A 22,223-nucleotide genomic window follows, 5' to 3' on the forward strand; every position below is an offset into this window, starting at 1 on the left:
TGATCCGCATGTCCAGCTCGCCCTTGGCGTGGCGGTAGAGCAGGTCGGACAGGCAGTGGTCGAACTTGCTCACCATCAGCAGCACGCGCATCGGCTGGTTGCCGTCGTGCAGCTGCCAGTGCATGTCGAAGGGCACGGCGATGTCCTCGAAGCCGTCGCGCAGGGCCTGGATGTCGCCCTGCGCGCCGGTGTCGAAGCGGAACACGGCGCGCATGAAGAAGCGTCCGGTGATCTCGTCGTCGAACTGCGACAGTTCGCTGATGTAGCACTGCCGCCCGACCAGGTAGGTGCTGACGGCGGCGACTATTCCGGAGCGCGCCGGGCAGTCGATAGTGAGGATGTAGTGGGGACTCATGGGGGTTCTCGCGTCGGTGTGGGGACCGCCCGGCGCACCGGGCGGGCAAGGCTCAGCCCTTGGCAGTGCGCTTCTTCTTCTCGGGGTCGTCGAAGGGCAGGGTGTGGGCGATGGCGTTCACCTGCAGGCTGCCGCGTACCTGCAGCGGCATGCCCTGTTCGGCGCAGTCGGTGGTCATGCGGGCGATGGCCATGGAACGGCCCGTGAGGCGAGAGTGCATGGCGCAGGTGATCAGGCCGACCTCCTGGCCGGCGTGCCAGAGGGTGTCGCCGGCCTGGGCCGCCTGTTCGCCGTCGAGCAGCACGCCGAAGATGCGGAAGCGCTCCTGGCCCTTGAGCCGGTAGTGCTCGCCGGCGCCGCGGAAGTCCTGTTTGCCAGGCGACACGGTGAAGTCCAGGCCCAGCTCCCAGAGACTGTCGCCGGCCTTCTCGTCGGCGAAGGGGTACATCTGCGAGTTGTCGTAGGGGTAGAACAGCAGGTAGCTCTCGACCCTCAGCCAGTCCAGGGCGGTGAAGGCACAGGGGATGATGCCCAGGTCCGCACCCTTGGCCAGGATGCCGTCCCATATCACCGGAGCGTCGGCGGCCTTGCAGAAGATCTCGTAGCCGCGCTCACCGGTGTAGCCGGTGCGCGAGATCATCACCGGGCGGTCGAACAGCTTGCCCTGCAGGTGGTGGAAGTAGGGCAGCTCGCGGATGCCTGGCACGTGCTCGGCGAGGAAGTCAACGGCGCGCGGGCCCTGCAGCGATAGGTCGTGCAGGTCGTCGTCGAACAACACCGCCACCTGCCGGCCCTGGGCCGAGCGGATGAGCATCTCGTGGCCGATGCCGGCGCCGTGCACCACCATGAAGGCGTTGGGGCCGGTGCGGTAGACGATGCAGTCGTCGGCGAACTTGCCGTCCTCGTCGAGCATGCAGGCGTATACCGACTTGCCCGGATAGAGCTTGGAGATGTCACGGGTAGTGGCCCAGTCGAGCAGGCTTTCGGCATGGGGGCCGACGTAGTGCACCTTCTTCAGGCCGGAGACGTCCATTAGCCCGGCGCGGGTGCGGATTGCTTCGTGGTGGTCGGCGAGGTCGGTGGCATAGGTCCAGGCGGTGCCCATGCCGTTCCAGTCTTCGAGTTGCGAGCCGAGCGCCAGGTGGCGGTCGCGCAGGGCGCTGGTGCGCCAGGAGTTGGCCATGTGGGAATCCTCTTGTTGGGGGCGTTTCAGGCTTGGGAGTCGTAGGGCCGCAGCCAGTCGAGAAGGGCGGCGCGGTAGCGGGTCAGGCCCTTGTAGTCGGCGATCGGGTCGGGCAGGTCGCGCAGTACGCGGTGCAGGCGTTGCGCCCAGTGCGGCTGGGTGGCCAGCTCGGCCATGCTGATCAGGTAGGTGCGGATGCTGAACATCACGGCGTGGCTGCGCGGCAGGCGCGCCATCGTCTGCAGTTCGACGCGCAGGTGCACCAGTTCGCCGGCGTTCTGCGCGGTAACCTTGCCGCGATCGGCGCCCCACTCGTGGTAGGTCTCGGGCGAGGTGTCCAGGCGCGGGTTGATGGTCATGGTCCAGTTCAGCCGGCGCACCGGCTGGCCGACCTGGAGGTTCAGCAGGTACTTCAGCGCGCGGTCGAACACGCCCATCTGGTGTGCCATCGGCACCGGCGAATGCCATTGCTTGAAGCTCATGCCGGCATCGAAGGCCAGCGACCAGTCGGCCGGCCCGGTGACCATGCCGGCGTCCATGTACAGGTCGCCATCGCGCTGGTCGAGCAGAGCGAAGTCGCCCTGCACCTGGCGGGTGATGTACTCCAGTGGCTCGTAGGGCAGGGTGGCGGCGTCGCCGTAGGTGAAGCGCTGGCGGATGCCCAGCACCAGGTTGTACCACTCCCACTGATCGCCCTCGCGGTGCAGCTGGAAGTACTGCGGATAGTCAGCCGCAAGGGTTTCCATCAGCAGCGCCAGGGCGTCCCAGGCGGCCGGCTCCATATGCGGCATGACCAGGCAGCGCGCAGGGTCGCGCTCCAGCACCAGGCCGCGCTCGGTCACTTCGGAGCGATAGTGTTCGTCGATATCGAACAGGTGCTCGAACACCGCACCGGGATCGCGTGGCTTCGCCGGCTCGATGTTCACCGAGTACTGGTACTGGTCTTCCGGGAATGGGAACGGAAAGCGGCGAATGGCCTCCGGGCTGTTGGCGAAGGTGAAGGCTTCGCGGTAACGCTCCACCGGCTTGAGGGTCGTGGGCATGGCGTCGGATCTCCTAGAGGTCGAGCAGGATCGGCCCGCAGCCGCGCGAGACGCAGGGCATCAGGCTGCTGGCGCGTTCGCTGGCGTCGAGGAAGTGGTCGCGGTGTTCCACCTCGCCCTTGAGGTAGCGTGTCTGGCATTGGCCGCAGACGCCGCCGCGGCACAGGTTGGGGACGTCGACGTCGGCCGCTTCCAGGGCCTCGAGCAAGCTCTGCTCGGCCGCGACCTCCAACTGCCGGCCGCTGCGTGCCAGTTCGACGCGGAACGGCAGGCCTGGCTCGGGCGCGGCGAAGGCTTCCCAGTGCATCCGCGAGTCGCACCAGCCCAATGCGGCGGCTTGCTCACGCAGGGGCAGCAGCAGGCGCTGCGGACCGCAGGCGTAGACGTGGCTGCCCAGCGGGCGTTGACGCAGGATCTGGTTGAGATCCAGAGGGCGCTGCGCGCTGTCGTATTCGTGCAGGCGCTCACCGAGCAATTCGCGCAGTTCGCCGCGGTACGCGTCGCTGATGCCGGCGCGGTAGGCGTAGTGCAGCTCGAAGTCCGCGCCCCGCCGCAGCAGCTCGCGGCAATGGGCGATGAAGGGTGTGATGCCGATGCCGCCGGCCACCAGGATGTGCCGGCGCGCCTCGCCGTGCAGGGCGAACAGGTTGGCTGGGGTACCCAGGCGCAGCTGTTCGCCGACCTGCAGTTGCTCGTGCAGGTAGCGCGAGCCGCCCCTGGATTGCTCCTGGCGGCGCACGGCGATGCGGTAGTGGCTGGTCTCGGCGGGGTCGCCAAGCAGCGAGTAGGCATTGCGCACGCCATTGGGCAGGCACAGTTGCACGTGACTGCCGGCGGAAAAGCCCGGCAGCGAGCCTTCCACGGCCTCGAGGGTGAATTCACGGATGACCGGGGTGAGGGCGCGCACGGCGCTCACCCGCACATCGAACCAGGCGCTCATGGGCGGCCCTCGGCGTAGGGATGGTCGGCATCGGCGCAGACGCCCAGGTAGGCTCCCAGGCGGCGGGAAAAATGGCGGCGCACTTCCAGGCGCACACCGCACTGCTGGCAGTCGTGCTGCTCGGCGGGACCGCCGCTCTGCAGCGCAGTGCAGTGCACGCAGTAGATGGCGCGGCGTGCTTCGCCCTGGTGCAGCAGGTGGATTTCCTCTGGGCGCAGTCCGGCCTGACGGGCCAGGGCATGCAGGGGCCAGAGGTAGGCTTCGTCGCCGCTGAGGAAGAGCTGCAGACCCACGCTGGCGCCAGCCAGGACCTCCAGCAGGGCAGGCCCAGCCTGTTGCGCATCCGCCAACAGCACCTGCAAGGCGTCACCACCGAGGCCCAGGCGTTCGGCGAGGGCCGCGGCCCCGACGGGGTCGTCCACCTGCTGCAATAGCACCACCTGACTGCCGGTCAGGCGCGGCGGCGCGTCGTAGCGGGGCAGGCTGGGTAGCGGCAGAGCGCTGTCGGGAAGTGCGGTCGCAGTCATGGCTTCCTCGCGGGTTAGTCGACGGCGTGCCCGATCCTGAGGCGCGCAGCCTTGAGTTGGTGCGCATTGACAGGGAAAGCGGGGGTGTCCGGTCGTGTTTCGTACTGGGGAAGATATTTTCCTGATGCGAATAACCGCTCAATCCGCAAGAGGTGATATCTCCAAAGGGGTAACGGCACCGGTGACGGACGCTGCGGGGCATGAAAGTTGCTGCCCGCAGGATAGGCAGATGAGGAACGTGCATGGCGAAGGCAGGAGGTTGGCTGGAGCACTGGCGGCGACGATGGTGGACTGGTGTCGGGGCGGGCGCGCCGCGACGGGCGGAGGTCGCCCTGTTGCAGGGGCTGCTGGATGAACCAGGAAGCTGGGCGCCGCTTGCGCGCCTGCTCGACGAATTGACGCTGGAGCATCCGGCTGCGCTGCCTTGCCTGCTGCTGGACGAGGCCGGACTGGTGGCGCCGCTGCAGCGCCCGGCTGATTTTTGCGCCGGCGCGGACTGCCCGCTGCGCCACCTTTCAACCCTGCAACCCGGGATGTGCGGGCCGTGCCGGGACCGCGGTGAACGGCGGCGCTTCTGGCCGTTGCAGGATGACAGCCAGGCCATCCTGGTGACTCGGGGGCGCGAGAGGCAGAGGCTGGCCGACTGGCTGCCGCTTCTGGAGGTCTGCGTTCACGGTGTAGCCCGCCAGCGTGCCCGGCAGCGGCTGCAACAGCACGGCCAGGACACACTGCTGGCCCGCGAGCTGCACGACTCGGTGGCGCAGCAGCTCGGCTTCCTGGCGTTCCAGGCGAATCGCCTGCAGGGTCAGCTGCGCCAGCCGCAAAAGGCCGAGCCGCTGCTCGACGAACTGCGCCATGGCCTGCAGGGATTGCAGCGCCAGGTTCGCGAGCTGATCGGCAATGCCCGGCTCAGCCTCGACGGCCGCAGCCTGCGTCAGTCATTGCTGGACTCGGTAGAGGAGTTCGGCCGGCGCAGCAACATCGTCTTCGAGCTGGACAATCGCCTGCCCGACGAACTGCTCGATGACGAGCAGGCCCTGCAGGTGTTGCAGATCGTCCGCGAGGCGCTGGCCAATATCGTCCGCCATTCCCATGCGCGCACCGCGCGTATCGATCTGCGCCTGCTGCGTGATGAGTTGCAGGTGGCGGTGGAGGACGATGGGATCGGCTTGCAGGGCGGCTCGGCCCACGGGCATTTCGGCCTTTCGATCATGCGCGAACGGGCCCTGGCCATCGGCGGCAGTCTGAGCGTGCAGAGCATCCAGCCGCGTGGAACGCAGGTCGCCCTGCGTCTGTGCGGCCTGACCATTACCCCGGAGGACAATGCCGATGCACAGCGCCACCTTGCTGCTGATCGATGACCATCCGCTGTTCCGCCGCGGCCTGGCCGAGCTGTTCGGTGAGTGCTGCGGCTTCACCGTGGTCGGCCAGGCCTCCAGCGGCCGCGAGGGCATCAACCTGGCCTGCCAGCTGAGCCCGGAGCTGATCCTCCTCGATCTGCACATGCCGGGCCTCGGTGGCCTGCAGGTGCTCGACGAGCTGCGCCAACTGGAACTGGACAGCCAGGTGATCGTGCTGACTGCCCAGGCCGACCGCACCGAACTGGTCGCCGCGCTGCGCCTGGGTGCCGAGGGCTACCTGCTCAAGGACACCGAGCCCGAGGCGCTGCTCGATTATGTTCGCGCCTGCAACCGGGGGACGGTGCAACTGGACGACAGCCTGATCGCGCTGCTGGCCGAGCCGACGCTGCCGGTGCCGGGCGCGGACGGCCTGACCGAGCGTGAGGGGCAGACCCTGGCGCTGATCGCCGATGGCCTGAGCAACAAGCTGATCGCCCGTGAGCTGGGCATCAGCGACGGCACGGTGAAGATCTACGTGAAGAACCTGCTGCGCAAGTTCAACCTGAACTCGCGCCTGGAGCTGGCGGCTTGTGTCCATCGCGGCAGCCGCCAGCCGTGAGGGGAGCAAACATGGACCCGCATCCGACAGAAATTGCCGATCTGACCGACCGCTATCCGATCGCATTGCTGCGACTCGACCGCCAGGGCCGAATCGTCCACGCCAATGCAGCCTGGATGCGGCAGATGGGGCGTCCCGGCGGCAGCCGGGAGCTGCTCGCCCAACTGCACCGTGAGGACGCCGCGGCCTGGCGCGCGGCGCTGCGCCAGGCCGCCGAAGGGAAGGATCCGGTCAGTTGCTGCTTGCGCTTCATCGATCCGAATGGCCGCCTGCGCTGGTTCGACCTGCAGGTGAGCGCCGGACCCGGGGCCTTCTACCTGGCGCTCAACGACGCCACCAGCCGACGTCGCGCCGACGCCCGTATCGAGGCCAGCCAGCGCGGCGCGCTCAGCCTGCTCGATGGCTTGCCGGGGCTGATCTACCGAGGGCGCAACAACCGTCAGTGGACCATGGAGTTCGTCAGCGCGGGATGCCTGCAACTGACGGGCTACCCCGCCGCGTACCTCACCGACACGTACGAGCACAGCTACAGCACGCTGATCCTCGAGGAATACACCGAATATGTCTGGTCCGGGGTACAGCAGGCGCTGCTGCGCCGGGAGCCCTACGAACTGGTGTATCGCATTCGCTGCGCCAATGGGACCATCAAGGATGTTTGGGAGAAAGGAGCGGGAATTTACGCCGAAACCGGCGAAGTACTGGGCATCGAAGGCGTCATCGTCGATGTGGCGGGTGGCAAGTTACCGACGGCGTGAAGCTGGCCGCCCAGCTGAGACGCAAATCCGCTTTTGCAGGGGCGATGCGCTCTGGATTGAGCAGTTGCTGCTGCAGTAGGTCTCTCCGGACCTCGAAATCGAGCCGTGCCGGAGGTCTGCTATCTGGCCGATTGCTGGCGCTGGCGAGAGGCAGCTACCGACCCAGAGCGGACACTCGTGTGCGGCTCAGACCTGCCGTTACCGGGTAAATGCATTTGCTCTGCCTAGGCACGGCCGATATGGTCAGTCGATAACCGCGGAGCTCTATGATGCCAACTGATCCACTATGCCTCGTTTTTATTCCCCCGTTGGTGGCCCTACTCACCGCCGCCGAGAGCAAAAAAGGCTCCCCACTCACAGAAGATGAGGTCTGCGCTATTCGCGACCAGGCGACCTGCGTCGCAGTCCCTTTCAGCACTGCACTCGAGATGGAAGGCAAGCGCGGTTATGCGGATATTGTCGCGGAGGACTGTTGGAGCGAATGGCGAAAGCTACGCGCTTAGCAAGTCTGACGCTGGTCGGGTCTCGTCCAAGGCTGCGTCGGTATATGCCCGCTTTTGGCCGGAAGCAGCCCTTTGTGGTTGGTAACCATTGGCCAAAATGATCTCGGGCTTGCCCCTCAGGCAGAGGAGCTTTAGCTCGCCCCCGACGGGAGCCGAAGGAATCGCCTGCGGAAATGAGCCGGTGAAATGCCAACCCTCTGGCAGAAAAGGCGGCGGAACGAATTGCTGTCCTCGTAACCGACTCTGCTTGTGATCACCTCGAAATTCAGGCGTGTGGTTTCAAGCAGCTGTTTGGCCTTTTCCAGGCGCAGCGTCTGAAGGTAGGTCAGTGGCGCGTAACCAGTGGCCTCCTTGAAACGGCGCTTGAAGTTGCGCACACCGAAGCCGAATCGCTCGGCCAGCTCGTCAATTCCGCAAGGTTCGGCGAAGTTGGCCTCCATCCAGTCCTGCACCCGCAGTACCGCTTCGTCAGCATGGTCACGTGGCATCGACCAGTTGACGTAAACGGACTGCTCGCGGCGCACGCCGTCGATCAGCAGATAGCTGCAGCACTGTTGCGCCAGTTCGCGTGAGGCAAAGCGGCGGATCAGATGCAGTAGCAGGTCCATGGCCGCACTCGCGCCCGCACTGCTGATCAGGCGCCCATCCTCGCAAAGGATACGCCGCTCATCGAGACGAACCCTCGGATAGTGGCGGCGCATAAGGCCTGCGAAAGCCCAGTGTGTGGTGGCCTCGACACCGTCGAGCAGGCCTGCTTCAGCGAGCATGAACGCGGCGGTACACATCGAAACGATAACAGCACCTTGCTGGTGCTGGCGACGCAGCCATGTGCGATAGCCTTCAAAGGCAGGCAGGGCTTCACGCAAGCTGAAAAGAAAACCGGGGATCAGTACCAGATCGGTTCGATCAAGGGTATCCAGGCCAGCCTCCACAGGCATGGCGTAACCCAGGGCGTTATTTACCGGCAGTCCATCAAGTGAAGCCACACATACGGTAAAAGGGCGTTCAGACGGTTCAGCCAAGCGATTCGCAGCATCCAATACCTCAAGCGCCAGAGCGGCAGAGGCCTGCGAACTGTACTCGGCTAATAGCAGCGTTACGTGCATGTAATACCCGTTGCGTAATCGGCATTAAATAAGTCATTTCTGCATCTACCTTAACCCGAACGCACTACCTAGAGTGCAGCACTCGTCGCTGCAACAGGTATTACCCGTATGAACCTATGGTTTCGCCTTCTTCTGATGCTGTTACGCCGCCCATGGCACAGTCCAGTTCACGCCCTCAGCACCACCGTGGTTCGGTTTCGAGTCTGGCCGCTGGATTTGGACTTCAACAGGCATGTCACCAACGGCCGCTACTTCACCCTGGCCGATGTCGGTCGCATGGATTACGTGCTGCGCAGTGGTGCCTTTCGAGTAGCGCTAAAGCACCGCGCGATACCGATTGTTGGCGATGTATGGGGCAAGTTCCGTCGGGAACTGAAGCTGTTCGAGCGCTTTGAAATTCATACGCGCATGCTCGGCTGGGATCACAAGTGGAGTTTTGTCGAACATCGCTTTGTCAAAGACCAGCGAGTGATTGCTGTCGTGGTGATGCGCGGGCTGTTCCGGGGAGCGAAGGGTACTGTCGCACCTGAAGAGTTCGCCCGTGCGCTTGGATTGGAAGAACAGTCTCCGCCCCTGCCCCGATGGGTATCTGAATGGTCAGCCAGCTGCGACGATCTGAGCTCTGCGCTGCGCGAAGCGGAGTACACAGAGCCACAGCGAAAAACGGGCTGACCACTACAGGCTATCTCGCAAGAGCGTCTTGAGGCGGTATTGATGGGCTGCTTCTGCCTTGGTTTATGTACAAAGGCCGGCATCGCCTTGCTGTAAATGATTGAACTCAAACCAGCGGGCATGTCGGCGAAACGTTTGTCGCATTGGGCAGCTACTGGCCGTTTTTGGCCGATTTCCGCCCTAGCCGAGAGGCAGCTTCCAACCCAATACGACGCTCTATGGTCGTCGGGCTATACAGCTACAGCTACAGCTACAGCTACAGCGCTCAGCCGCTCGGCTTCGCCGCGTTTTCGCGCAGTGCGGTGATATCTCGTTTCGGCGCAACGCCGAACATACGTGCATACTCGCGGCTGAACTGGGATGGACTCTCATATCCGACTTCGAACGCTGCCGTCGAAACGTCCCGGTGCTCGTTAAGCATTAGGCGCCTTGCCTCATTGAGGCGCAGCCACTTCTGATACTGAAGCGGGCTCATCGATGCTAGTTGCCGAAAGTGGTGGTGAAACGAAGGCGTACTCATCTGAACGCGGCTCGCGAGGTCATCGACCCGCAGCGGTGAGGCAAAGTTGAGCTTCAGCCAATCGATTGCCTTGGCTATTCGGTATCCATGACCATCGACGGCGGCAATTTGTCTTAACCGGTCAGACTGGTCACTCATCAACAAACGATAGTGAATTTCCCGCTGAACGAGCGGTGCGAGAGTCGGGATCGCTTCGGGCTCGTCCAGCAAGGAAACCAAGCGGAAAAACGGGCCCAGTATTGCGTCGGTGACCGTGCCTATGCCGACGCCGGCCGTTGCTGCGCGATCCCTCCTCGGGGGCAAAGTGCCGCTGGCAATGAGCTCGGCCAAGATGCGCTGGTCCAGCTTGAACGCCAGACCCAGGCACGGGCGATCATGACTCGCCTTGATTACTTCGGAGTTTGCAGGCAGGTCGAGCGAGGTCACCAGAAACCGCGACGGGTCGTAGTCATAGGCATCGCCCCCAATCCACATCCTCTTCGCCCCCTCTACGACCAGGACGATGCTCGGCGGCACCATGCAGCTGTACGGGGGCGCCGTCTCATTACGACGAAAGAGTTCCAGGCTCGCTATTGCCGTACCGAAGTCACCGGTATCAGGCGTTCGCCTGCCGATATGCCTGATGAGCGCGTTCAAGTTATCACCCACTGGATTTCCAGCGGTCGGTGCAGATTTCATGTGGCTCCTCCCGTCTGGATAGCACTGTATCTGCGCGAGCTTCGCCAGCCTACAAAACACCAGCACTTTCATAGGATCAGGCAAGTAAGGCAGAGAAATCCGCTACTGGCCGTAGAGGCCCTCCCTCCAAAATGCCCATCTAAACGGGATCAATAAGCCCGGTCTGCCAAGGCGATGAGTACATGGGGCATTCCGGACGCCCCAGCCCGGTAGCAGAGCCTCGATGGGGCAAAGCCCGTTGCCAGCAGCCAGGTGGATCACATCGCTCTGTCGCGCTGGGCGTTTCCAGCGTTCCCGGGCACGATTCATGAGGGTAGAACCAGTGTTGCCACAGAACATTTCACAACATGATCGCGGCGAAGAACGGCAAGCATGGGGCGCCGTAGTGGCGATGTCTCTTGCCGCCTTTGCCCTGGTCGCCTCGGAGTTCATGCCGGTCAGCCTTCTTACGCCCCTGGCGAGCGACCTGCGGATTTCCGAAGGTCAGGCAGGTATGGGCATCTCCGTATCGGGCCTGTTCGCCTTGCTCGTGGCGCTCGTGATCGCTCCGGTGGCCGCCAAGATGGAGCGCAAGCGAGTGCTCATGTGCATGATCCTGGTCATGGTCATCTCTGGGACGGTGGTCGCGTTTGCTGCCAACTACGAGATATTCATGGTCGGGCGGGCACTGATCGGGGTGGCAATCGGTGGGTTCTGGTCTCTGAGCACCGCGACGGCGATCCGTCTCGTGCCTGCCCGGGACGTGCCGCGCGCCCTGGCTCTGGTCAACGGCGGAAACGCACTCGCTACGGTGATCGCCGCGCCGGCGGGTAGCTACCTCGGCGCCTTCATCGGTTGGCGCTGGGCGTTTTTCACCGTCGTACCGGTTGCCATTCTGGCGCTCGCCTGGCTGATGATCAGCATGCCGAAGCTGGCGCCGCGTCCCGTATCGTCGGGATCAGGCAATGTTCTTTTGCTCCTGAAGAGGCCACCGGTTGCCCTGGGAATGCTGGCGGTCGCGGGCTTCTTCATGGGCCAGTTCATGCTCTTCACCTACCTGCGTCCGTTCCTCGAGAGCGTAACGCAGCTTGACGTCTCCCTGGTTTCCTTCGTGCTGCTACTGATCGGGATATGCGGTCTTGTGGGTACGTTCCTGATCGGTTCCTTCCTCAGAGAAAGCGGCTTGTTCCGAATTCTGGTCGGCGTTCCGGTGGTGATGGCGGTGATCGCCATGGCGCTTGTGGCGTACGGCGACACCCTCATTGCCACAGCTACGTTGCTTGGATTCTGGGGCCTGATCGCGACGGCGACGCCGGTGGCCTGGTTCACCTGGATTGCGCGCATTGTGCCGGACGACGTCGAGGCGGGCGGTGGTCTGTTCGTTGCCATCTGCCAGCTCGCGATTGCCCTCGGAGGCACCGTGGGCGGAATCATCTTCGACTCGGTTGGCTACCGCGCAACATTCGAAGTGAGTGCTCTGCTGCTCGTGGTCACCAGCGTTCTTGCCTACCTGGCAGGTCGCTCAGCAGCCAAGGCTGCCGAAGACGCTGAGAATCGCCCTGCAGGCCCGCTTGTGGTGAGCGAGCCGTGACGCGGCTCGTATTTTCCCTTCGACAAATACAACATTTCAAAAGGAGTCAAAATGAATCCGTTCAGTTTCTATAACCCAACGCGAATCGAATTCGGCTCCGGAAAGGAAGCCACCATTGGCGAACACCTTGCTGCCAGCAACGTGAGTAAAGTACTGCTCTGCTACGGAAGCGAACGCATCAAGAACGACGGGCTTTTCGATGTGGTGGCCCACAGCCTTGCGGGGCAAGGAATCGAGTTCGTGGCGCTGGGCGGCATCGTCAGCAACCCCGTTCTCTCGAAAGTACGTGAAGGCGTAGAGCTCGCCCGTGCGCATGACGTCGGTGCGGTGCTGAGCGTTGGCGGTGGATCTGTCCTCGACAGTGCGAAGGCGATTGCGGCTGGAGCCAGGTATGCAGGGGATGTATGGGACCTGTTCATCGGCGAAGGAGCTCTGACGTCGGCACTCCCGTTGTTTGCCATCCTGACGCTCGCAGCAACCGGTAGTGAAATGAACCCGTACGGTGTTGTGACAAACGAGGCGACCAACGAAAAGCTGTCGATCGGCAACGACCACACTCGACCGAAGGTCTCCATTCTCAGCCCTGCGAGAATGGCCGGCGTAACACGTGACTACCTCGTCTATTCCGCCGCGGACATCATCTCCCACCTCATCGAGGTGTACTTCACCGCCACGGTTCAGCCCAGGCTCCAATCGCGTCTGGTGGAGTCGCTGATCAATACCGTTATCGACACCACGCAGATATTGCTGGATAACCCTGCCGACGAGTCGGCACGTGGGGAGTTCGCGTGGGCCGCCACGCTTGCGCAGAACGGTCTTACCTTCTCCGGCTGTGCCGGCTTCAGCTACCCCAACCATGCGATCGAGCATTCATTGTCGGCCCTGTTCAACGTGCCGCACGGGGCAGGGTTGTCGGTCGTCATGCCTGCCTGGATGAAGTGGTATCAGGATCAGAACAAACCGCAATTCGAACGCTTTGCGAAGTCCGTTTTCGGTCTGGAGTCGGCCGAAGAAGGTATCGCAGCGCTTGAACGTTGGTTCGATGAAATCGGTACGCCGACTCGCCTCCACCAGTTGGATATTGCGGAGCCGGACCTGCCCGCCATCGTCGGCAACGTCCAGATCAACGTCAAGGCGTTCGGCATCGCGGATACCTATCCGCCCCACGTCGTCACGGACATTCTCAAGCGCGCCTTGTAAGGCAAGCCCAACACAGTCAGCACTTGAAAGGAGAACGATCATGGCCTCTTGCCTCGATCCCGCGCGTCTTTTCAAAGTCGGCATCATCACAAGTGTTGTAGCGATGATGAGCGTACAGTCTGTCAACGTTCAGGCCCTGGCGAGTGCGGATGTCACCGCAGCACAGCTGGTCCAGACATGGGACAAGACGTTTCCCATGAGCAGCAAGGTTGATCACCAGAAGGTCACCTTTAAAAATCGCTACGGGATCACGCTTGCCGCAGATATGTACTTGCCGAAGAACCGTGGGGATCAACGACTGCCAGCCATCGTGGTGGGCGGCCCCTTCGGTGCGGTAAAGGAGCAGGCCGCAGGGCTGTATGCGCAGACAATGGCCGAGCGTGGCTTCGTGACCATGGCCTTCGACGCGTCTTATACAGGGGAAAGTGGTGGTGAGCCGCGCAACATCGCCTCGCCGGACATCAACACTGAGGACTTCATGGCGGCGGTGGACTTTATCGGGCTGCAGTCCTATGTGGATCGCGAGCGTATTGGCGTAATCGGCATCTGCGGCATGGGGGGAATGGCATTAAACGCTACGGCGGCTGACAAACGTGTCAAAGCCGTTGTCGCCAGCACCATGTACGACATGAGTCGAGTCATGTCTAAGGGCTATAACGACAGCATGACTGCAGATCAGCGCGCGCAGGCGCTGGAGCACATGAGCCTGCAGCGCTGGGAAGATGCCGCCAGCGGAAAGCCTGCCTATCAACCGGCGTACAACAAGCTGAGCGGTGGGGAAGCACAGTTCCTAGTGGAGTACGCCAACTATTACATGACTCCGCGCGGCTATCACCCACGGGCAGTCAATTCCGGTAACTCCTGGTCAGTCACCACACCGCAGGCATTCATGAACATGCCGATCCTGAGCTATATCCAGGAGATTTCTCCCCGGCCGATCCTGTTCGTCCACGGAGAAAAAGCGCATTCGCGCTACTTCTCCGAAACCGCCTATGCGGCTGCTGCACAACCGAAAGAGCTTCTGATCGTCAAGGATGCCACCCACGTCGATCTGTACGACCGCCTGGACAAGATTCCCTTCGATGCAATCACTGCGTTCTTCACCAAGAGCCTGCAACGTTGATCGGCGTTGAGACGAAATGAAATGAGCAAGCTTCGTCGTGATGCCGGTTTATCCGTGAGCGGCAGCCTTTCCGCTCACCACCCTTGGGAGCCTGCGCTTGGCTTGACGGTTGCGGTGGATTGGCAGTGAAAGCCCGATCAATTTGGTCTGCATTCAAAGCAATGCAATTTTCCTGACAGGAGTTCGCTCATGATACGTCTTCAAATTAATGGCCAATCGAAAGACGTTGATGCGCCCGACGAGATGCCCTTGCTCTGGGCGTTGCGCGATGAGTTCGGCATGACAGGCACCAAGTTCGGTTGCGGCATGGCAATGTGCGGAGCCTGCACAGTGCACATGGATGGGGTAGCCATTCGTTCGTGCGTCACGCCGATCTCGGCTTTGGTGGGTCGAGCGATATCGACCATCGAAGGCATGCAGGGCGACCCTGTCGGTCAGGTCGTGCAACAGGCCTGGATCGAGAACAACGTTGCCCAGTGCGGCTACTGCCAGGCGGGCCAGATCATGACGGCTGTCGGTCTGCTGAAGACCAATCCGCTCCCCAGTGAGGAGCAGATTGACCAGGCAATGAGCGGCAACATTTGCCGATGTGGCACTTACCCGCGCATCCGCGCAGCCGTCCAGCAGGCGGCCGGCCAACTGGCGCAGGGAGAACCGCAATGAGCATCAATTCTGGACTCTCCCGTCGGGGCTTTCTGCAAGGCAGTATCGCAGCGCTGACATTGGCAGTGACGGCCAAGGGGTTGATTACGGCCGCCTGGGCAGAAGAGGGTACCCCGAGATATGGTGCCGATGGCATGTCGGGAGGAACGGTGGACGATCCGCTGATCTTTGTTTCCATCGCCGCCGATGGGACTGTCACCATCGTTGCGCACCGCGCAGAAATGGGCACAGGCGTGCGCACCAGCTTGCCGATGGTGGTTGCCGATGAGATGGAAGCCCGCTGGGAGCAGGTCAGGGTCGTGCAGGCCGAGGCCGACGAGATACGCTACGGCAACCAGAACGTGGATGGCTCTCGCAGCGTGCGGCACTTCCTGATGCCGATGCGGCGTGTCGGGGCCGCGGCGCGGCAGATGCTCGAGGCTGCTGCGGCAGCACGTTGGTCGGTCCCCCTATCAGAGGTCAAGGCCATTCAGCATGAGGTGGTTCACGAGCGCACTGGTCGTCGCGTGGGATACGGCGAACTGGCAGTCGATGCAGCCAAGCAACCTGTGCCCGACGCCAAGGCGCTCAGGCTCAAGGATCGGAAAGACTTTCGCTATATCGGCAAGGATCAGGTACGCCTGGTCGACCTGGAGGCCATTGGCAAGGGGCAGGCTACTTACGGCATGGACATGCGCCTGCCCGGCATGGTGTATGCCGTCGTAGCGCGGCCACCTGTGGTGGGTGGCAGGCTGCGTCGCTTCGATGCCAGCAAGGCGCTGGCCGTAGCCGGGGTGCTTAAGGTCGTGGAGATACCGGCCATGAGCGGCGCGCCGGCCTTCCAGCCACTGGGTGGCCTGGCGGTGGTCGCGCGCAATACCTGGGCTGCACGGCAGGGGCGTGACGCCCTGCAGATTGAATGGGACGACGGCGGCAATGGCGGTTACGACTCTGGGGAATTTCGCCAGACTCTGGCCGCCGCCGCCCGCACATCTGGCAAGGTGGTGCGCAACCAGGGTGACGTCGCGCAGGCTTGGAGCCAGGCGCCCGAGAACCGACGACTGGTTGCGGAATACCATGTGCCGCATCTGGCACATGCCTCGATGGAGCCGCCGGTAGCTACCGTGCGAATAAATGACGGCAAGGCCGAGGTCTGGACTTCAGTGCAGAATCCGGTGGCGGCGCGTGATGCGGTTGCGGCGCGCCTGAAGCTCAAGCCGGAAAACATCAGGGTCAATGTACTACTGCTGGGCGGTGGTTTTGGCCGCAAGTCCAAGCCTGACTTCGTGGACGAGGCCGCCGTTGTCGCGCAGGCAATGCCCGAGGGCACCCCGGTCAAACTGGTTTGGACGCGGGAAGATGACATTCGGCATGACTATCTGCACACCGTCTCGGTCGAGCGCCTGGAGGCAGTGATCGATAGCCGCGGGCAGGTCAGTTCCTGGCTGCACCGCAGTGCCGCGCCCACCATCGCGTCACTGTTCACACAGAACGCGATGGGACAGCAGATTTTTGAATCTGCCATGTCGGCGATCAACATGCCCTACCGCATCCCCAACGTGCGCGTGGAAACTGCCGCGGTTCCTGCTCACGCTCGTATCGGCTGGTTCCGCTCGGTGGCCAACATCCCCCATGCCTTTGCAGCGCAGTGTTTTATCGCTGAACTGGCCCTGCGAGCGGGCAAGGATCATCGAGAGTTCGCCCTTGACCTGATCGGCCCCGCGCGCCGGATCGACCCGGGAGTGATGGCCGACACCTGGAACTACACCGAGTCGCCCGAACGCTACCCCTACGATACCGGGCGCCTGCGCGCGGTAATCGAAGCCGCATGCGCGGGCGCGGGGTGGGGCCGCAAGCTGCCCGAAGGCCACGGCCTGGGACTGGCGTTCTGCTACAGCTTCCTGAGCTATACCGCCACCGTGGTTGAGGTGGCGGTGGACGACAAGGGCGAGGTGCACGTGCTGAGCGTCGATATGGCAATCGACTGCGGCCCGCAGATCAAGCCCGAGCGTATTCGCGCGCAACTCGAAGGCGGCGCCATCATGGGGTTGAGCCTGGCGCTACTGGGCGAGATCACCTTCGCGAAGGGGCGCGTCGTCCAGAGCAACTTCCACGACTATGAGGTGTTACGCCATAACGCCTCACCACGCACGATACGTACCCATCTGGTCAACGACGATCATCACCTGCCGCCTGGCGGTGTCGGCGAGCCGCCGGTCCCGCCGGTGGCGCCGGCGCTTTGCAACGCAATCTTTGCCGCTACTGGCAAGCGGGTGCGCAGCCTGCCGGTGCGCAAGGTGGTTTAAACCCCCGTCGGGACCTACTGCCCTTTCCAATAGCCAAAATTTGCACGCTCAGAGGATCAGGCAAGTAATCCAGCGAATTGGGTGCTGAATCAGCCGCGCCTGCCAAGACAATAGCCTTCTTGAAGTGAGGAATATTCAACTCCATGCATGTCAAGGGTGGCGCCGCCCACGTGGGCAATCCGCTTCATATAAGGCACCGCCGCGTCATGGTCGGGAATACGAGCGTGCTGCTCGCGGGAGCTGTCGTATGTATGGTGCCGGCGCAGTGAAATTCGCCTGCGTGGGATGCGGTGCCTGCTGCCGTGGCCGATTCGTACCGCTGACCCAGGACGAAGCCTTTGCCTGGCTTGCCCGGGGTGGGGAGGTGGGGATCTTGCTCGAGGCATTCCTGGTCGAGCCCGCGCGAAGCCATGAACCACGCTACGCCCATGACAGTGGTCGCGCTGGCATCGGCCGGTCGGGATATGCAGACCTCAATGTCATCGCCATATTCGCCGGCGTGGCGCAGCCACAGTGTCCTAACCTGGGCGCAAATAACCGTTGTTCAATCTATGCGGAGCGGCCCTTGGTTTGCCGGATCTATCCGATGGAGATCAATCCTTTCATCCAGTTGAACCCCTCGGCGAAGGATTGTCCGCCGGAATCCTGGAGCAGCGCCGACAGTGAGGTGCTGATAGCCACCGACCGCCGTGTAAATCCCGAGTTCGCGACGTTGATCGAGGATTCGCGCGAGGCGGATCGACGCGATGCGGCATCGAAGCTGTCCATCTGCCAGGCCTTGGGTTATTCGGTTGCGGGTTGGAAAGGCAATGGGCTGACTCTTTATCTGCCAGAGCGGCAACGTCTAGTCGAAGCCTATTCCGCCGTGGCGCAGCGGTCGGTCATCGCTTCGCAGTGGACCGTACAGGTGCAGGGGACGGCGTTGGAGGACTCACTGCAGCGCCGGGGAATCCGATTGAACGACACCGCCGGCGAGCACGTTTTTGTGCCGGCTGGGCAATGAGGTTACGGAGCCTGGATGGAGAGTATCGATCTGTTGGTCCTGCGAACCGCCCGTGACTGGCTGGCCGCGGGCGAGCGCGTGATGCTGGTGACGGTGGCGCGAACCTGGGGTTCTTCTCCGCGGCCGGTGGGCTCGATGATGGCCCTGCGCAACGACGGCCGCGTTGTAGGCAGCGTGTCGGGCGGATGCATCGAGGATGACCTCATTCATCGCCATACCACTGCCTACGGTGGAGCAGGGTTGCCACAAGCTCGCCCCCAGCTGGTTCGCTACGGCGTGAGCGCTGACGAAGCACACCGTTTTGGCTTGCCTTGTGGCGGCACGCTGGAGCTGATCCTTGAGTTCGAGCCCGACCTGGCTGCTCTGCAACAACTGCTGGGGCGCCTCGATCAGGGGCAACTGATGCGGCGCAAGCTGGACATCGAGACGGGGCGAACGAGCCTCGAAAGCACGGCAACACCGGATGAGTTCATCTTCGACGGCCGGCGGATGGTCAGCACGCTGGGCCCGGGCTACCGCATGTTGCTGATCGGCGCCGGCGCGCTGGCCGAGTACGTCGCCACGATGGCGCAGTTCACTGGGTTCCAGGTCACCCTCTGCGACCCTCGCCCGCAGTACCTGGAGAGTTGGAGCGTTGCTGGTGTGCAGCGCATTCAGGACATGCCGGATGACGTCGTCAGAGCTTTCGCGCCGGATGTCCGCAGTTGCGTCATCGCGCTCAGCCACGATCCGAAGCTGGACGATCTGGCCTTGCTGGAGGCGCTGCGCGGCCCGGCGTTCTACATCGGGGCCATTGGCTCGCGGCGCAACAGCGAAAGCCGGCGCGCTCGTCTGATCGAGCATTTTGGCGAGACGCAGGAGTCGCTCCAACGACTGCGCGGGCCCATCGGTATCTATATCGGCAGCAAGACCCCGCCGGAAATCGCAGTCAGTGTCATGGCGGAAGTTCTCGCTGCCAAGAACGCCGTCGCTCTGCCTGCGGAACTCGCAGTATCCCATGCCAAGCAACTGCAGGATCGGCGCCGCCGGGACTGATCGATCACGCAAACCTATCTTCGGAGATGACCAGCATGAGCAAGAAAATTGTCGATGCCGTCCTGTGCGGAGCGGCCATGCAGGCTGCCGTGGCCAGCGCTGCTGAGCCGGCAACTGCAAACACGCAGCAGATCAGCCGTGCCGGGACGCAGGCGTCAATGGCAGGTCCGGAGCAGTACTTCACCGGGCGCGTGCGGATCGATCCGGTCTGGCCTGCCGACGATCAGATCAATGCCTCGGGTGGTCTGGTGACCTTCGAGCCCGGAGCCCGTTCGGCATGGCACACCCACCCGGCAGGGCAGCGGCTGTTAGTCACTACCGGGGTCGGCCTCACTCAGGAGTGGGGCAAGCCGGTTCAGGTCATTCGCCCTGGCGATGTGGTCTGGTGCCCGGCCGGCGTCAAGCATTGGCATGGCGCCGCACCGGGGACCGCCATGACCCACCTGGCGGTCACTGGCTCGGTGAATGGAAAGAATGTCGAATGGATGGAGAAAGTCACCGATGAACAATACAACGCCGAGCGGGCTGACTGACCCGCGCCGGGCGGCCCGCGCACCCGGGGTTGCCCTGGGCCTGGTGTATACGCTGGGCGTCATGACACAGATACTGGCCGCACAGGAGAGCCGATCCATGGCTGAGAACGACACATCAACCCCTCACAGTGACACGCTCGATGATCGCCAGCGAAGCATCGTGCCCATCGCCGCCTTCGCGGCAGCGGGCGATATTGCTGTTCTGAACCGTGCGATCAATCAGGGACTGGATGCTGGGCTTACCATCAGCGAGGCGCGCGAGGTGCTGGTCCAGCTGTACGCCTATGCAGGCTTTCCCCGAAGCCTGAATGCACTGGGCGAGTTGATGAAGGTGGTACAGGCACGCAAACAGCAAGGAATCGTGGACCAACCGGGGCGCGGACCCGGCAAATCGATTCCCAAAGGGGATGAGCTTCTGGCGGCGGGTACCGCAAACCAGACCAGGTTGTCCGGCGCCCCGGTGGAAGGTGCTTTGTTCGACTTCGCGCCGGTCGCCAATGAATACCTGCGCACGCATCTTTTCGGCGACATCTTCGAGCGTGACAACCTGGACTGGCAAAGTCGGGAAATTGCCACCGTGGCGATGCTCTCTGCACTGGAGGGCGTAGCGCCACAACTGCAGGCCCATATCCGTATCGCCATGAACACGGGGGTTACGCCGCAGCAACTCCGTCAGCTGATCCGGGTGCTGGCCGAGCAGGTCAGTGCCGACGCATCGCGGCGTGCAAGCGAGGCGTTGGAACTGCATCTTGCTGCCAAGTAGCCGAGCGTTGCACACAGTCGGGAAGATGGATCGGATACTCGCAACGTCTGTTCCTGGCCGATTTCTGCCGAGGGTGGGAGGCAACTACCGACCCAAAGCGGACGCCAATACATGAGGTCGATAGATTTCTGCATTTGCCTATGCTTTGAGCACCTGAGGAGCTGACAGGGAAGACTCTATGGCTACGGTGCTGCTCGCCGACGCCACGCCGATCGTGCGTAGCGCACTGCGTGATCTGTTGGAGGACATGGGCCATGAGGTGGTGCAGGAAGCCGCCGACGTGCCCACCGCGCTCACTCTGACGCGCGAGTACAAGCCGCAACTGGTGATCCTGGAGATCGCACTGCCCGGCTCCGATGGGCTCGACCTGTTGCGCCGCCTGCGCGCGCGCGATGCCTCGCAGAAGGTGCTGGTCTACAGCCGCCAGAACGCCGCGCACTTCGCCCCCCTGTGTTTCCAGTCGGGCGCCAGCGGCTTCGTCAGCAAGCAGGAGGACATGGCGATCCTGCGCAAGGCGATTGCCGACGTCCTGGCGGGACGCGGCCATTTTGCCCGCGAGCACATGCAGCCGGGCGGAGGCAGCGAACTGGATTGCCTGACGCGGCGCGAGTTGGCGGTGCTGCAACTGATCGCAGAAGGGAAGACCAATCTGCGTATCGCCGAAGAGCTGCGCATCAGCTTCAAGACGGTCAGCACCTACAAGGCTCACTTGTTGGAAAAACTCCATGTCAGCTCGAACGTCGAGCTGGCCGAAGTGGCTCGGCGCAATGGTCTGCTGGCCGGACACGAGCCTGCGGCGGGCGCCGGGCTGGCCACTGCGCTTCCGGCGGAGCTGGGCCTGCTGCGCCATCTGGTGGACGCGGCTCCCAACCCAATGTTCGTACGATCGACAGAGGGGCAACTGCTGTTCTGCAACCAGAAATTCCTCGACTACTACCGCATCAATGCCGAGGAGGCCCTGGGCTCGGGATTTGCCGATGCCCACTGGTTCCCTCCCGCCGTGCGCAAGACGCTTCCCGACGGTTTTGCCCGCGTCGCCCGTGAAGGCGTGCCGATGGCGGTCACCACGCGCGTGGAAATATTCGGCGAGGCAAGGGTCATGCACTACTGGATGGTGCCGTACCGTGACAACCAGGGGCGGGCCAGCGCAATCCTCGGCGGTTTGCAGGACGTCACCGAGAGCGAGGGGCAACTGGTGACGCTGCGCGATCAGGTGCTCGCCGCCGAGGCCCAAGGGCGTCGACAGGCGGAGTTCTACGAGGCGTCATTGCAGGAGTTGGCCGGGCGCATCGACGCCCTCGGGTTGCACCCGGCCACGCCTGGGCTATCTGCGTTGACTCTCCGCCTGGAGCGGTTGCAGCGCCTGTGCCGTTTGCAGGAAGAGGCGGTCGCCACGGCCGCCGAGACCTGCGATTTGCCGGCCCTCATCGGTCGCTGCCTGGTCGGGCAGCCGGAGACACTGTTCGGGGTTCAACGCATCGATGCACGGCGCGTCTGGCTGGATACTGGCGCATTCGCTGAATGGATGGCGACCGCGCTCGGTCTCTTGCGTATCGACGTTGACCACCCGGCGTTGATGCACCTGGAGATGCGCGTCCGTGGGCAGGGGCAGGTGCACGCGCGCCTGGAAATGGCTGGCCGGGCCGCGCCGGACAGCATCATCGACCTCAACCACTGCAAACGCATGGCGGAGTACCTGGAGGGCAGCTTCGCCCACGGGCGCCATGACGAGCGCCTTGAAATCGAGTTCGAGCTGGTGCTACCCCAGGCAGGACCGGCCTGAGCGATTGAGGAATAACTCTGATGG

At 63.1% G+C, this 22,223-nt stretch carries 21 protein-coding genes and 1 pseudogene; 15 read left to right on the plus strand and 7 right to left on the minus strand.

Going from position 1 to position 22,223, the window contains the following annotated elements; all coding sequences use genetic code 11:
* The 5 genes and pseudogenes from A9513_RS09650 to A9513_RS09670 form a co-directional block, all read right to left on the minus strand.
* Positions 1-355: pseudogene (locus A9513_RS09650) on the minus strand (formyltetrahydrofolate deformylase); the annotation flags it as partial.
* Between the two features lie 52 nt (positions 356-407).
* A complete protein-coding gene (locus A9513_RS09655; protein WP_065084590.1) occupies positions 408-1,538 on the minus strand; it encodes an aminomethyltransferase family protein in 1,131 nt (376 codons plus the stop codon).
* Between the two features lie 26 nt (positions 1,539-1,564).
* Positions 1,565-2,581 carry a DUF3445 domain-containing protein gene (locus A9513_RS09660; protein ID WP_065084591.1) on the minus strand — a complete coding sequence of 339 codons (1,017 nt, stop codon included), beginning with the start codon at positions 2,579-2,581 and terminating at the stop codon, positions 1,565-1,567.
* A gap of 13 nt (positions 2,582-2,594) precedes the next feature.
* Positions 2,595-3,521, minus strand: coding sequence for a 2Fe-2S iron-sulfur cluster-binding protein (locus tag A9513_RS09665; RefSeq protein ID WP_065084592.1), 927 nt, complete (start codon positions 3,519-3,521; stop codon positions 2,595-2,597).
* Positions 3,518-4,048, minus strand: coding sequence for a dimethylamine monooxygenase subunit DmmA family protein (locus A9513_RS09670; RefSeq protein ID WP_065084593.1), 531 nt, complete (start codon positions 4,046-4,048; stop codon positions 3,518-3,520). The genes A9513_RS09665 and A9513_RS09670 overlap by 4 nt, the downstream gene beginning before the upstream one ends.
* A gap of 242 nt (positions 4,049-4,290) precedes the next feature.
* On the opposite strand from A9513_RS09670, the gene A9513_RS09675 reads away from it, so the two are divergent.
* The 4 genes from A9513_RS09675 to A9513_RS36455 all read left to right on the plus strand — a co-directional run bounded on the left by A9513_RS09675 (position 4,291) and on the right by A9513_RS36455 (position 7,265).
* On the plus strand, positions 4,291-5,409 hold the full coding sequence (locus A9513_RS09675; RefSeq protein WP_083196072.1) for a sensor histidine kinase: 1,119 nt from the start codon (positions 4,291-4,293) through the stop codon (positions 5,407-5,409).
* Positions 5,378-6,007 carry a response regulator gene (locus tag A9513_RS09680; protein ID WP_065084595.1) on the plus strand — a complete coding sequence of 210 codons (630 nt, stop codon included), beginning with the start codon at positions 5,378-5,380 and terminating at the stop codon, positions 6,005-6,007. The genes A9513_RS09675 and A9513_RS09680 overlap by 32 nt, the downstream gene beginning before the upstream one ends.
* Positions 6,008-6,018: 11 nt before the next feature.
* Entirely contained in the window at positions 6,019-6,762 is a 744-nt protein-coding gene (locus A9513_RS09685) for a PAS domain-containing protein (protein WP_037009356.1), read from the plus strand.
* A gap of 269 nt (positions 6,763-7,031) precedes the next feature.
* Positions 7,032-7,265 (plus strand): hypothetical protein, encoded by a 234-nt coding sequence (locus A9513_RS36455; protein WP_083196073.1) that lies wholly within the window; start codon positions 7,032-7,034, stop codon positions 7,263-7,265.
* Positions 7,266-7,396: 131 nt separating this feature from the next.
* Here the strand turns inward: A9513_RS36455 and A9513_RS09690 are convergent, their stop codons facing one another.
* Positions 7,397-8,371, minus strand: coding sequence for a GlxA family transcriptional regulator (locus A9513_RS09690; RefSeq protein WP_065084596.1), 975 nt, complete (start codon positions 8,369-8,371; stop codon positions 7,397-7,399).
* A gap of 108 nt (positions 8,372-8,479) precedes the next feature.
* Here A9513_RS09690 and A9513_RS09695 point away from each other — a divergent pair, with 108 nt between their 5' ends.
* On the plus strand, positions 8,480-9,043 hold the full coding sequence (locus tag A9513_RS09695) for a thioesterase family protein (protein ID WP_065084597.1): 564 nt from the start codon (positions 8,480-8,482) through the stop codon (positions 9,041-9,043).
* Between the two features lie 265 nt (positions 9,044-9,308).
* On the opposite strand, the gene A9513_RS09700 is transcribed toward A9513_RS09695, so the two are convergent.
* Positions 9,309-10,241 (minus strand): AraC family transcriptional regulator, encoded by a 933-nt coding sequence (locus A9513_RS09700; RefSeq protein WP_065084626.1) that lies wholly within the window; start codon positions 10,239-10,241, stop codon positions 9,309-9,311.
* 391 nt (positions 10,242-10,632) lie between these two features.
* Here A9513_RS09700 and A9513_RS09705 point away from each other — a divergent pair, with 391 nt between their 5' ends.
* The 10 genes from A9513_RS09705 to A9513_RS09750 all read left to right on the plus strand — a co-directional run bounded on the left by A9513_RS09705 (position 10,633) and on the right by A9513_RS09750 (position 22,199).
* Positions 10,633-11,811 carry an MFS transporter gene (locus tag A9513_RS09705; protein ID WP_065084598.1) on the plus strand — a complete coding sequence of 393 codons (1,179 nt, stop codon included), beginning with the start codon at positions 10,633-10,635 and terminating at the stop codon, positions 11,809-11,811.
* A gap of 51 nt (positions 11,812-11,862) precedes the next feature.
* A complete protein-coding gene (locus A9513_RS09710; protein WP_065084599.1) occupies positions 11,863-13,011 on the plus strand; it encodes an iron-containing alcohol dehydrogenase in 1,149 nt (382 codons plus the stop codon).
* 103 nt (positions 13,012-13,114) lie between these two features.
* Complete coding sequence (locus A9513_RS09715) at positions 13,115-14,134, plus strand: alpha/beta hydrolase (protein ID WP_240157890.1); 1,020 nt, start codon at positions 13,115-13,117, stop codon at positions 14,132-14,134.
* A 189-nt stretch (positions 14,135-14,323) separates the two neighbouring features.
* On the plus strand, positions 14,324-14,797 hold the full coding sequence (locus A9513_RS09720; protein WP_065084600.1) for a (2Fe-2S)-binding protein: 474 nt from the start codon (positions 14,324-14,326) through the stop codon (positions 14,795-14,797).
* Complete coding sequence (locus A9513_RS09725; RefSeq protein WP_065084601.1) at positions 14,794-17,082, plus strand: xanthine dehydrogenase family protein molybdopterin-binding subunit; 2,289 nt, start codon at positions 14,794-14,796, stop codon at positions 17,080-17,082. Before A9513_RS09720 ends, A9513_RS09725 begins: the two co-directional genes overlap by 4 nt.
* 247 nt (positions 17,083-17,329) lie before the next feature.
* On the plus strand, positions 17,330-18,085 hold the full coding sequence (locus A9513_RS09730; protein WP_065084602.1) for a YkgJ family cysteine cluster protein: 756 nt from the start codon (positions 17,330-17,332) through the stop codon (positions 18,083-18,085).
* Between the two features lie 15 nt (positions 18,086-18,100).
* Entirely contained in the window at positions 18,101-19,120 is a 1,020-nt protein-coding gene (locus tag A9513_RS09735; protein ID WP_065084603.1) for an XdhC family protein, read from the plus strand.
* A 35-nt stretch (positions 19,121-19,155) separates the two neighbouring features.
* Complete coding sequence (locus A9513_RS09740; protein ID WP_065084604.1) at positions 19,156-19,653, plus strand: cupin domain-containing protein; 498 nt, start codon at positions 19,156-19,158, stop codon at positions 19,651-19,653.
* Between the two features lie 61 nt (positions 19,654-19,714).
* Positions 19,715-20,416 carry a carboxymuconolactone decarboxylase family protein gene (locus tag A9513_RS09745; protein ID WP_240157891.1) on the plus strand — a complete coding sequence of 234 codons (702 nt, stop codon included), beginning with the start codon at positions 19,715-19,717 and terminating at the stop codon, positions 20,414-20,416.
* Between the two features lie 178 nt (positions 20,417-20,594).
* Positions 20,595-22,199, plus strand: a complete 1,605-nt coding sequence (locus A9513_RS09750; protein ID WP_065084605.1) for a response regulator — start codon at positions 20,595-20,597, stop codon at positions 22,197-22,199.
* The last annotated feature ends 24 nt before the right edge of the window (positions 22,200-22,223 follow it).

Source organism: Pseudomonas sp. AU12215, assembly GCF_001675465.2.
Classification (GTDB): domain Bacteria; phylum Pseudomonadota; class Gammaproteobacteria; order Pseudomonadales; family Pseudomonadaceae; genus Pseudomonas; species Pseudomonas nitroreducens.

Excerpts from the sequence above, each read along its gene's own strand:
- A9513_RS09655 (WP_065084590.1), bottom strand. The coding sequence starts at position 1,538 with ATGGCCAACTCCTGGCGCACCAGCGCCCTGCGCGACCGCCACCTGGCG.
- A9513_RS09660 (WP_065084591.1), bottom strand. The coding sequence starts at position 2,581 with ATGCCCACGACCCTCAAGCCGGTGGAGCGTTACCGCGAAGCCTTCACC.
- A9513_RS09665 (WP_065084592.1), bottom strand. The coding sequence starts at position 3,521 with ATGAGCGCCTGGTTCGATGTGCGGGTGAGCGCCGTGCGCGCCCTCACC.
- A9513_RS09670 (WP_065084593.1), bottom strand. The coding sequence starts at position 4,048 with ATGACTGCGACCGCACTTCCCGACAGCGCTCTGCCGCTACCCAGCCTG.
- A9513_RS09675 (WP_083196072.1), top strand. The coding sequence starts at position 4,291 with ATGGCGAAGGCAGGAGGTTGGCTGGAGCACTGGCGGCGACGATGGTGG.
- A9513_RS09680 (WP_065084595.1), top strand. The coding sequence starts at position 5,378 with ATGCACAGCGCCACCTTGCTGCTGATCGATGACCATCCGCTGTTCCGC.
- A9513_RS09685 (WP_037009356.1), top strand. The coding sequence starts at position 6,019 with ATGGACCCGCATCCGACAGAAATTGCCGATCTGACCGACCGCTATCCG.
- A9513_RS36455 (WP_083196073.1), top strand. The coding sequence starts at position 7,032 with ATGCCAACTGATCCACTATGCCTCGTTTTTATTCCCCCGTTGGTGGCC.
- A9513_RS09690 (WP_065084596.1), bottom strand. The coding sequence starts at position 8,371 with ATGCACGTAACGCTGCTATTAGCCGAGTACAGTTCGCAGGCCTCTGCC.
- A9513_RS09695 (WP_065084597.1), top strand. The coding sequence starts at position 8,480 with ATGAACCTATGGTTTCGCCTTCTTCTGATGCTGTTACGCCGCCCATGG.
- A9513_RS09700 (WP_065084626.1), bottom strand. The coding sequence starts at position 10,241 with ATGAAATCTGCACCGACCGCTGGAAATCCAGTGGGTGATAACTTGAAC.
- A9513_RS09705 (WP_065084598.1), top strand. The coding sequence starts at position 10,633 with ATGTCTCTTGCCGCCTTTGCCCTGGTCGCCTCGGAGTTCATGCCGGTC.
- A9513_RS09710 (WP_065084599.1), top strand. The coding sequence starts at position 11,863 with ATGAATCCGTTCAGTTTCTATAACCCAACGCGAATCGAATTCGGCTCC.
- A9513_RS09715 (WP_240157890.1), top strand. The coding sequence starts at position 13,115 with ATGATGAGCGTACAGTCTGTCAACGTTCAGGCCCTGGCGAGTGCGGAT.
- A9513_RS09720 (WP_065084600.1), top strand. The coding sequence starts at position 14,324 with ATGATACGTCTTCAAATTAATGGCCAATCGAAAGACGTTGATGCGCCC.
- A9513_RS09725 (WP_065084601.1), top strand. The coding sequence starts at position 14,794 with ATGAGCATCAATTCTGGACTCTCCCGTCGGGGCTTTCTGCAAGGCAGT.
- A9513_RS09730 (WP_065084602.1), top strand. The coding sequence starts at position 17,330 with ATGTATGGTGCCGGCGCAGTGAAATTCGCCTGCGTGGGATGCGGTGCC.
- A9513_RS09735 (WP_065084603.1), top strand. The coding sequence starts at position 18,101 with ATGGAGAGTATCGATCTGTTGGTCCTGCGAACCGCCCGTGACTGGCTG.
- A9513_RS09740 (WP_065084604.1), top strand. The coding sequence starts at position 19,156 with ATGAGCAAGAAAATTGTCGATGCCGTCCTGTGCGGAGCGGCCATGCAG.
- A9513_RS09745 (WP_240157891.1), top strand. The coding sequence starts at position 19,715 with ATGACACAGATACTGGCCGCACAGGAGAGCCGATCCATGGCTGAGAAC.
- A9513_RS09750 (WP_065084605.1), top strand. The coding sequence starts at position 20,595 with ATGGCTACGGTGCTGCTCGCCGACGCCACGCCGATCGTGCGTAGCGCA.